Source organism: Pseudomonas sp. FEN (assembly GCF_904067045.1).
Lineage (GTDB): Bacteria > Pseudomonadota > Gammaproteobacteria > Pseudomonadales > Pseudomonadaceae > Aquipseudomonas.
In genome coordinates, this window is sequence record NZ_CAJFDC010000026.1 from 1 (window position 1) to 9,883 (window position 9,883).

The 9,883-nt window shown below is 60.7% G+C and carries 5 protein-coding genes and 7 pseudogenes; 4 read left to right on the top strand and 8 right to left on the bottom strand.

Annotation, left to right across the window (positions count from 1 at the left end; translation table 11 throughout):
• Positions 1-488, bottom strand: a 488-nt coding sequence (locus PFEN_RS21995) for a LysR family transcriptional regulator (protein WP_191488824.1), incomplete at its 3' end; no start/stop codon positions are given.
• Between the two features lie 125 nt (positions 489-613).
• Here PFEN_RS21995 and PFEN_RS22000 point away from each other — a divergent pair.
• Together PFEN_RS22000 and PFEN_RS22005 are read left to right on the top strand one after the other, a co-directional pair.
• Positions 614-1,800, top strand: a pseudogene (locus PFEN_RS22000) (serine hydrolase domain-containing protein).
• Positions 1,801-1,877: 77 nt separating this feature from the next.
• A pseudogene (locus PFEN_RS22005) lies at positions 1,878-3,057 on the top strand (MFS transporter).
• Between the two features lie 115 nt (positions 3,058-3,172).
• Here PFEN_RS22005 and PFEN_RS22010 read toward each other — a convergent pair.
• Both PFEN_RS22010 and PFEN_RS31560 read right to left on the bottom strand, forming a co-directional pair.
• Positions 3,173-4,324 carry a methyl-accepting chemotaxis protein gene (locus PFEN_RS22010; protein WP_412071425.1) on the bottom strand — a complete coding sequence of 384 codons (1,152 nt, stop codon included), beginning with the start codon at positions 4,322-4,324 and terminating at the stop codon, positions 3,173-3,175.
• Between the two features lie 6 nt (positions 4,325-4,330).
• Complete coding sequence (locus PFEN_RS31560) at positions 4,331-4,795, bottom strand: MCP four helix bundle domain-containing protein (protein ID WP_412071426.1); 465 nt, start codon at positions 4,793-4,795, stop codon at positions 4,331-4,333.
• Positions 4,796-5,018: 223 nt separating this feature from the next.
• Here PFEN_RS31560 and PFEN_RS22015 point away from each other — a divergent pair, with 223 nt between their 5' ends.
• A complete protein-coding gene (locus PFEN_RS22015; protein ID WP_191487042.1) occupies positions 5,019-6,041 on the top strand; it encodes a glycosyltransferase family 9 protein in 1,023 nt (340 codons plus the stop codon).
• Between the two features lie 72 nt (positions 6,042-6,113).
• Here the strand turns inward: PFEN_RS22015 and PFEN_RS22020 are convergent.
• From PFEN_RS22020 to PFEN_RS22030, 5 genes and pseudogenes are all read right to left on the bottom strand, one after another.
• A pseudogene (locus PFEN_RS22020) lies at positions 6,114-7,135 on the bottom strand (ABC transporter permease).
• Positions 7,136-7,201: 66 nt separating this feature from the next.
• A complete protein-coding gene (locus PFEN_RS31565) occupies positions 7,202-7,351 on the bottom strand; it encodes a hypothetical protein (RefSeq protein WP_412071465.1) in 150 nt (49 codons plus the stop codon).
• Positions 7,352-7,489: 138 nt separating this feature from the next.
• Positions 7,490-7,816: pseudogene (locus PFEN_RS31570) on the bottom strand (hypothetical protein); the annotation flags it as partial.
• Positions 7,794-8,591, bottom strand: a pseudogene (locus tag PFEN_RS31575) (sugar ABC transporter ATP-binding protein); the annotation flags it as partial. The pseudogenes PFEN_RS31575 and PFEN_RS31570, both read right to left, overlap by 23 nt.
• Positions 8,592-8,834: 243 nt before the next feature.
• Positions 8,835-9,326 (bottom strand): annotated as a pseudogene (locus PFEN_RS22030) (substrate-binding domain-containing protein); the annotation flags it as partial.
• 124 nt (positions 9,327-9,450) lie between these two features.
• Between PFEN_RS22030 and PFEN_RS22035 the strand changes: the two are divergent.
• Positions 9,451-9,883, top strand: a pseudogene (locus PFEN_RS22035) (ATP-binding cassette domain-containing protein); the annotation flags it as partial.

Below are 9,883 nucleotides of genomic sequence, written 5' to 3' on the forward strand. Positions count from 1 at the left end.
AGATGAAACTCGCAGTTGCCCAACTTCCTGGCCATCAGCCGCGAATCGTGCAATTGCCCAGTGCGGATCACGGCATCAAACCCCTCCTCGACCAGATCCACCAGGCGATCGGTGAAGTCCAGCTCCAGGCGGACTTCCGGATATTGGCGCATGAACGACGAAAGTTGCATGAACAGCACCTTGCCCTGCAACGGCAGACTGATGCGCAACGTGCCCCGTGGCGCTTGGCTGGAACTGCAGAGCTCCTGCTCGGCCGCTTCCAGTTCATTGAGCACTCGCCGACAGCGCTCAAGAAACAGCGTGCCTTCGGCGGTCAGGTTGATGCTGCGGGTATTGCGATGGAACAGCCGCGCACTGAGCTTGTGCTCCATGCGGGCGATACTTTTGCCCACGGCCGAGGCGGAAATACCGAGCAAGCGGCCGGCGGCGACAAAACTACGACTTTCGGCGACCTGCACGAACACGGTGATGCCATTGAGTTTGTCCACCACTCGCTCCCTTGATTAAGGACAAAAAGATCCGTATAGCGCGGAATTGTAACCTCTGTTTTCCTGATATGCCCCGCTCTACCATCGAATCATCAGCTTGACTCATCCATCACTCGGGGCCCGATATGTCTGTCAACGAACCGCTACGCACATTGCAATCCCTTCGTCCTGTCGAGACGACCAGTCTGGCGTCACGGATCGATGCCGTGCTCGAACAGACCCTGCATGAGCGACGCCTGGTCGGCGCCGTGGTCCTGGTCGCTCATCGCGGTCAACAGGTCTATCAGCGCGCGGCGGGCCTGGCCGACCGCGAGGCTCAGGTGCCGATGCGCCAGGATGCACTGTTCCGCCTGTCCTCGGTCTCCCGATCACCTCGGTTGCGGCACTGGCGCTGATCGCCCAGGGCCGCATCAACCTGGACGACGACATCAGCCACTGGCTGCCGCACTTCAAGCCGACCCTGGCCGACGGCACGCCGGCGCTGATTACCGTACGCCAACTGCTGACCCATACCGCCGGGCTCACCTATGGTTTCCTGGAAAGCGATCAGGGCGGAGCTTATCTCGAGGCCGGCGTCTCCGACGGCATGGACCGCACCGAGCTTTCCCTGGAAGAAAACCTGCGCCGTCTGGGCCAGGCGCCCTTGCTCTACAAACCGGGCAGTCACTGGGGCTACTCGATTGCCACCGATGTCCTGGGCGCTGTCATCGCCGCCGCACATGGCACCTCGCTGGCCGAGGCCGTGGACCAGTTGGTCGCCCGTCCATTGGGCTGGAGCGACAGCGGTTTCCGGCTGACCGACGCCAACCGCCTGAGTCCGGCCTACCTCAACGACCAGCCACAGCCACGGCGCATGCGGGCACGGGAAGTGGTGCCGGTGTTCGAAGGCACCGCCGGCATCCGGCTGGACCCTGCCCGGGCCCTGGACAGCGGGGCTTACGACTCCGGTGGTTCGGGCATGGTCGGCAGTGCTGGCGAGTTTCTCCAACTCCTGGAAACCCTGCGTAAAGGCGGCGCCCCGCTACTCCCCAAGCACCTGGTGGCGGAAATGGCCAGCAACCAGACCGACGACCTGGAGTTGGCCAACTGGCCCGGACGCGGCTTCGGCCTGGGCTTCACGGTGCTCAAGGATCCGCTTGCCGCGCAGACCGCCGAATCGGTTGGCACTTGGCGCCTGGGTGGTGCCTACGGGCACTCCTGGTTCGTCGACCCGGCCCAGGAGTTGACAGTGGTGGCCTTCACCAATACAGCCTTCGAAGGCATGTTCGGGCAATTCACCGTCGACCTCTGCAACGCGGTCTACGGCCAGTAATACCGTGCCAGCAGCTGTTCGAGCGGATCTGGCGCTTCGAATTGATCATCCCCTCACCGAGACCCGGAGTCCGGATCATGAAAGTCCTCCATCCGATCTACTTCCTGGCCCTGGGCCTGTTCGGCCTACACCCTCGAGTTCGGCGTGGTCGGCCTTCTGCCGACGATCATCGAACGCTTCGCCATCAGCGCCTCCCAGGCCGGCCTGCTGGTGGGATTGTTCGCACTGATCATCGCGGTGTTCGGTCGATCATGGTGTTGCTGCTCTCGCGCTTCAACCGCAAGCGAATGCTCAGCCTGGCACTGTTCTTGTTCGCCGGCAGCAGCGTGCTGTCGGCCTACGCACCGAACTTCGAATCGCTGTTGCTGCTGCGCAGCATCCCGGCGTTGTTCCATCCCTGTACTTTTCCCTGGCATTCGTCGCGGCCAGCGCGCTGTACCCGCCTCAGGAGTCGACGCGGCCGCCGCCAAGGCATTTGTCGGCACCAGCATGGGCATGGTCCTCGGGGTACCCTTGACCACCCTGATCGCAGCACAATACTCCTATGAGACTTCGTTCCTGTTTTGCGCGGCAATCAACTGCATCGCGGGCCTGGGGATCATTGCCCAGTTGCCCGAGGCCCCGGCCAAGGTGAGCGTGTCCTACCGGGAACAACTGGCGATCCTGCGCAAATTCCCGCTGTGGTTGAACATCACTGCCTCGACCCTGATCTTTGCCGCGATGTTTTCGGTGTACAGCTACTCGGCCGAGTACCTGGCCAAGGAGGCGGGCATGAGCGCTCAGTCGATCAGTATCCTGCTGGTGGTATTCGGTATCGCAGGCGTCGCTGGCAACCTGTATGCCGGTAAGCTGATCGGCCAGAACCTGGCTCGCACCACCCTGCTACATCCGCTCCTGTTAGCCGCTGCGTATGGCCTGCTGTACCTGTTCGCCAGCCCGTCCTTGCCGGGCATGCTGCTGATCGCGGCGATCTGGGGCGCGACGCATACCAGTGGGCTGATCGTCACGCAGATCTGGCTCACCTCCGAAGCCCCGCAAGCGCCAGAGTTCGCTACCGGTCTGTACATCTCCTTCATCAACCTGGGCGTAACCATCGGCACCACGACCGGCGGCTGGTTCCTCGCTCGCCTCGGCTTGCAGGGCACCCTGTACAGCGGTGGCCTGTTTGCCGGGCTGGCCGTGCTGGTCATTGCGCTAAAGGTGCTGTTCTTCAGCGGTGCCGGCGCGCAGACGCGCGCGCCTGTCGCCAGCGACTGAGTGAAACACGGATGCTTGTCCATTGACTGACGAACCTTCGGCGCACCTGTCAACACAGCCCACCGCGAGGTGGGCGGGGCTGTTACGGCCGTGGGCGGCGACCCGGCTGAAACGTCTAGATCTGGAAGTGCCTGACCATCGTGTTGAGCTCGGCGGCCAGGCTGGCCAGGGACTGCGACGCGGCGGTGGTCTGGTGCGAGCCTTCGGAAGACTGGATCGACAGCTCGCGGATATTCAGCAGGTTGCGATCCACCGCGCGCGCGACATGCGCCTGCTCGTCGGCGGCCGTGGTGATGACCAGGTTGCGGTTGTTGATCTCGTCATTCGCCTCGACGATCTCCGCCAACGCCGTCTTCGCCGATTCGGCGAGTTCCAGGGTCTGCCGGGTCATGGAACTGCTGTTGTGCATGGAGCTCACCGCGTTGGCGGTACCGGCCTGGATGCTGCCGATCATCTCTTCGATTTCCCGGGTCGACTGCGCGGTCCGGTGGGCCAAGGCCCGCACTTCATCGGCGACCACCGCGAAGCCACGACCAGCCTCACCGGCGCGTGCGGCTTCAATGGCGGCATTGAGCGCCAGCAGGTTGGTCTGCTCGGCGATGGTGCGAATCACATCGAGAACCTTGCCGATGCCCTGTGCCTGCTCCGCCAGCCCGCCGATCTGTTCGGAGCTGACCTCGACCCCACGGGTCAAGGCCACGATGGCGGTGACCGCCTCGATCATGCGCTGCTGCCCCGTCAGCGCAATCGTCCGCGACCCCTGGGAAAGTTCCGAGGTCGACGAGGCATTCCTGGCCACCTCTTCAATGGCGCTGGTCATTTCGGTCACGGCGGTGGCGGCCTGCTCGATTTCACCATGCTGCTGTTGCAGGTCGCGGCTGCTCTCGGCGGTCACCGCGTTCAGCTCTTCGGCTGCCGACGCCAATTGCGTCGATGAGCCGGCGATTTGCTTGAGGGTGGTGAGCAAGCTGCCCTGCATGGCGGCCAGCGCCGTGAGCAAACGGCTGGCTTCGTCGTTGCCGACCGGATCGATCGGTTGTGTCAGATCGCCCTTGGCGATGGTTTCCGCGACCAGCACCGCTTCGATGATCGGTACGGTGATGCTGCGGGTGAGCAGCCAGGCCACCAGCACGGTGCCGATACCCACCAGCAGAATCACCAGGCCGATACCCGTTACCGCGTTTTCATAAGTGCTTACCGACTGTTTGCCCGCCCGCTCGGCGCCGCTATTCGCGCGCTCGATCAGGTCATCCAGATTCTTGGTCATCTGTTCTTAGGCGTCGCGGATAGTCGTGAGGTAGGCATTGGCGCCGGCCTTGTCCCCTTGCCGCGACAGCCTGAGCAGCTCAAGGTGATTCTTGGCATAGGCCTCCAGGCTGCGGTTGAATGCGTCCAACCGCCCTTTTTCTTCGCTGGAGGTCAGCAACCCCGCGTAAATCGCCATCTGCTCATGAACGTTCTGCAAGCGCCCGGCCGATTTGTCCTCATAGACTTTCATATCCGCGTCGCTGGCGGACAGGATGTGGGCCATGGAGCCCAGGCGATAACGGTCCAGCGAGGCGTTCGCCGCCGCCAGCACCCGCACCCGCTGCAACCAGTTGTTCTGGATATCGGCGGCCTGGGCCTGGACGTCGCGGGTCTGCTTCAAGGCGAACAAGCCCAGAAACACACTGAGCAAGGCGATAGCGGCAAAACCGATGAACGCTCGGGGGGCAATCCGGATATTTCTCAACAGCATGGGCGGGATCTCGCAGAGAACGGGGACGGAAGACGACAGGCCACGGCAAGATCATCGGCGAGCCCGGCCAAAGGCTATCGGCCTGGATTCGGCATTCTTCAGCGCTGCTTCAGACGTATGTGAAAAACGTGGAAAAACCATCCGATTGGAAAGCCCCCCCCTTTTACGATAGTCTGTCAGCCCGCGAAAAATCGCCCTCGACCTCAAATCGGATCCATCGCGCATGACAAACAGTCCGCTACAGGCAGCAGAAAAAATCCTATTGGTTGCTCCGCACCGCCTGGGCGATACTTTGTTTGCAACGCCAGGTATTCGTGCACTACGTCTGGCCAAACCGCATGCTCAGATAGATGCCGTCACCTTGTCCGAACTTGCTCATGAACTGCTTTCGCGAAACTCGTGCATCAATACACTCTATCGCGCAGAAGATCAGCCTATTGAGCAATTGGCCGTGGGATATGACGTGATCTTGCCATTGCAGAACATTAAAAATACCGCCACGTACTTGAAAGATGTTCCAAAGGTTTTGATGCTGCCGCGTTATGCTGGTGCGTTTCATTACTCGGAAGACTTTTACCGTTTTGTTCTCCAACACCTGCCACAAGCGGTTCAAGACCCACTGGGCGCCTATGAGCTCAATGTGACCGCGGAGGATTTGTCACAGGCGGATGGGTTGTTGAAAAAAATTCCCTCCGCCCCCGAGCCTTTTATTATTGCCTTGCACATGGGCTGTCATCAGATTTCGAAAAAAGGTCGGGGCCTCCTGTCCAAGCTATTTCCTTCCTTGATGACAAAAGATACGCGCAGCTGGTCTTTCAAGCGTTTCGATCATTTGGTACAGCGCTTGGTGCAGCAGCACCCCTCGGTCTATATCGTGCTCACAGGCTCACCCAGCGAAGCCTTTGCAGGCGACGCGTTAACCGCTCACCCACACATTGTGAATCTCATCGGCAAAACCAATGTCGGCCAACTCGCGGCGCTGTTCAAGCGTTGCGACTTGCTCCTGACCGGCGATACCGGCCCCATGCACGTCGCCTGTGCGATGGACCTGCCCATGGTATTGCTCTGTGGCAAGACCGATCCAGCGCATACCGGACCTTATCCCGCGCGCGCGCATCACACCATTATTCAGAAAGACGGGATGGATAATATTTCGGTGGATGAGGTTTATCAGACCGTTACGCGATATCTGTCCGCTGCGGCAACACAGCCGGATTCAGCGTCCATCACCTCAGCAGCAATCTGAAACTCGCGAATAGAGAAAGCGATACTCATACACAACAAGGGCCTGAACAGGCCCTTGTCGTTTACGGTAAACTCAGCGCTTGAGTTTGCGCTTGTTGCGGTATTGGTCGATGACCACCGCGATCACAATGATCAACCCTTTGATGATGTCCTGGATATAGGCATCGACGCCGACAAAGGTGAACCCGCTGGCCATGACCCCGAGGATCAGCGCGCCGATCACCGTGCCGCTGACGCGCCCCACCCCACCGGCCAGGCTGGTCCCACCGATCACCGCCGCGGCAATCGCATCCAGTTCGTAAGACATGCCCATGCCCGCCTGCCCGGTGGCGGCACGTGCCGAGGCCACTACTCCAGCCAACCCCGACAGCAGCCCGGCGATGCTATAGACGATCACCAGGTGGCGCTTGACGTTGATCCCCGAAGTGCGCGCCGCCTGCATGTTGCCGCCAATCGCATAGGTGTACTTGCCGTACTTGGTGTAACGCAGGGCGATGTGGAAGATCACCGCCACCACCAGGAAAATGATCACCGGCATCGCGCCGTGACCGATCGCCGTATAGGAATCCGAGAGCATGCTCACCGGCTGGCCTTCGGTGTAGTAACGCGCCAGGCCGCGGGCCGAGACCATCATGCCCAGGGTGGCAATGAAGGGTGGAATCCCGGTCAGGGCAATGATGCTGCCATTGATCGCCCCCGCCAGCAGTCCCACCCGAGCCCGACGAGCACCGGGATCCACACCGGCAGATCGGTCAGCGACGGAAACACCGCCCGAGCGAAATCCGAGGTTTGCGCCAGGCTCGCGGCGATCATCGCCGAGAGCGCCAGCACCGAGCCCGACGACAGGTCGATGCCAGTGGTGATGATCACCTGGGTCACGCCAATCGCCAGCAGACCAATGATCGAGACCTGCAGGATCATCAGCACCAGGCGCTGGGAATTCATCAGGAAGCTCTGGTCGCGCACGATCCAGCCGAACACCTCAAAAACCAGGCCAATGCCGATCAGTACCAGGAAGATACTCAATTCGGTGGGAAGGCGCCGGCGACTCTTGACCGGTACCGTTGCAGGTTTGTTTTCCAGTATTGCGTTCATAACCACTCACCCTTCTCTCGCGTTGCCGGGGCGCACTGGCGCCGCCGACCTCAGTTCGTTGAACCACTAGTGAACCGCGGTCATCCCGGAGGCCAGTTGCATGACCCGCTCCTGGGTCGCCTCGCTACGGTCAAGGGTGCCCATCAAGTCACCCTCGTGCATCACCATCACCCGATCACTCATGCCGAGCACTTCCGGCAGTTCCGAGGAAATCATGATCACCGCCATGCCTTCGCTGGCGAGGTAAGCGATCAACCGGTAGATCTCGGCCTTGGCGCCGACGTCGATACCGCGGGTCGGCTCGTCGAGAATCAGGATCCGTGGGTTGGTCATCAGCCAACGGGCGAGCAAGGCCTTTTGCTGGTTGCCACCGGACAAGGTGTCGATGCATTGCTCCAGCGACGGGGTTTTCACCGCAACTTCTTGCACATGTCTTCGCACAAGGCGCGCAAGGCCTTCTGCTGGATGAAACCGTTGCCACCGACGTAATGCGGCAGCACCGCCATCTCCATTTTCCATGACCGAGAGGCACGGAAACAGGCCGCTGAGCTTGCGTCCTCGTGAGCAGGGCAAAGCCCTTCTCGATGGCCAGGTGCGGGTCGCTGATCCGTACCGGCAGGCCATCGAGGTGAATCTCACCGCCATCGCTCGGGGTGATGCCGAACAGCGCTTCGGCGACATTGGTCCGTCCCGAGCCCATCAGCCCGGCAATGCCGAGGATCTCGCCGGCATGCAGGTCGAACGACACCCCCTGGAAAATACCCTCCAGGCGCAAGTCGCGTACCGACATCAACAGCTTGCCGATCGGCTTTTCGCGCACCGGAAACAATTGGCTCAGCTCACGTCCAACCATCATCGAGATCAGGCTGTCGCCATCCATGCTGTCGGCCCGTTGCAGGCCGATATAGGCACCGTCACGGAACACCGCCACTTCATCGGCGATGGCGAACACCTCGTTCATTTTGTGGGTGATGTAGATGATGCCCTTGCCCTGAGCCTTGAGGTCGGCAATGATCGAGAACAGGTGGGCGACTTCCTTGTCGGTGATGGCCGAGGTCGGTTCATCCATGATCAGGATGTCGGAGTCGTAGGACACGGCCTTGGCGATCTCGACCATCTGCCGTTCGGCGATGCTCAGGTTGCCGACGTGCTCCTCCGGGTCGAGGTTGATGCGCAGCCGCTCCAGCAGTTTCGCCGTGCAGCGGTGCATTTCCCCATGATCGATCATGCGCAGGCCATTGAGCTGCTCGCGGCCGATCCAGATATTCTCGGCGACGCTCATGTGCGGCATCAGGTTGAGTTCCTGGTGGATCATTGCGATCCCGGACTGCAAGGCGGCCAACGGTGTCTCGAAGATCACCGGCTTGCCGCGCAGGCGCAGCTCGCCGGCGTCCGGCTGGTAGATGCCGGCGATGATTTTCATCAGCGTGGATTTGCCGGCACCGTTCTCGCCCATCAAGGCCAGCACCGACCCCGGGCGCACCCGCAGCTGTACATCGGACAGCGCCACTACCCCGGAAAGCCCTTGCTGACGTTGACAATCTCCAGCAGGTACGGCTCATCGACAGGTATGGCGGTTGGCTGGATACCCACCAGCGGGTTGCTCGAAGCAGTCGCTGAAGCGAACATGATCAGATACTCCATCAGCAAGGCGGACAGTGCCACCTGGCTTGTTTATTGTTGTTATTGAACGGACTGACTATTTGAACTGGTCGACGTTTTCCGGGGTGATCAGGCGATACGGTACCCATACCGCCTGCTCGACTGGCTCATGCTTGGCCATCTTCACCGCCGCATCGAGGGAACCGACTGCCTGACCCTTGGCGTCCTGGAACACCGAGACGGTCATATCGCCCTTTTTTACCGCGCGCAGGCCATCCGGAGTGCCGTCGACACCGGCAATCAGCACACTACCCTTTTTCACTCCGGCCTGCTCCAGCGCCATCGAGGCACCGATGGCCATCTCGTCGTTGTTGGCGACGACGGCATCGAATTTTCGACCTTGGGTCAGCCAGTCGTTGACCAGGGTCATGCCCTTGTCACGCAGCCAGGTGCCCGTCTGCTCCTGCTCGATCTTGATGCCCGGGTACTTGACCAGGACTTCCTTGACGCCCTTGGTGCGGTTGGTAGTGGAGTTATTGGCCAGGTCGCCGAGGAGGATCACGATGTCGCCCTTGCCTTTCAATTTATCGGAGGTTGCATCGCATCTTCGAGGTCCTCGCATGTGCATTATTCTCGATGATTGGTCATTGATCTATAAAGTGACCCATCCGCACGATCAGGATATGTGTCGTCCGTAATCTCGGTTCCTCAGTGTGACCAAATCTGTCGATGAGCCGTACTGCTGCAACGTCAGCAAGGGCTTTCCCGCGCTGTCCGAAGCTATGGAGAACGGTGCCGGCAAATCCACGCTGATGAAAATCATCGCCGGCATCTACCAGCCGGAGCCGGCGAGCTGCGCCTTGATCTTCGAGACACCGTGGCCGCCTTGCAGTCCGGGATCGCAATGGGAACTCAACCTGATGCGCACATGAGCGTCGCCGAGAATATCTGGATCGGCGCGAGCAGCTCAATGGCCTGCGCATGATCGATCATGGGGAAATGCACCGCTGCACGGCGAAACTGCTGGAGCGGTGCGCATCAACCTCGACCGGAGGAGCACGTCGGCAACCTGAGCATCGCCGAACGGCAGATGGTCGAGATCGCCAAGGCCGTGTCCTACGACTCCGACATCCTGATCATGGATGA

Bases quoted from the DNA above. Each gene is read 5' to 3' on its own strand.
- PFEN_RS22010 (WP_412071425.1), bottom strand. From the start codon at position 4,324: ATGACCAAGAATCTGGATGACCTGATCGAGCGCGCGAATAGCGGCGCC.
- PFEN_RS31560 (WP_412071426.1), bottom strand. From the start codon at position 4,795: ATGCTGTTGAGAAATATCCGGATTGCCCCCCGAGCGTTCATCGGTTTT.
- PFEN_RS22015 (WP_191487042.1), top strand. From the start codon at position 5,019: ATGACAAACAGTCCGCTACAGGCAGCAGAAAAAATCCTATTGGTTGCT.
- PFEN_RS31565 (WP_412071465.1), bottom strand. From the start codon at position 7,351: ATGATTTCCTCGGAACTGCCGGAAGTGCTCGGCATGAGTGATCGGGTG.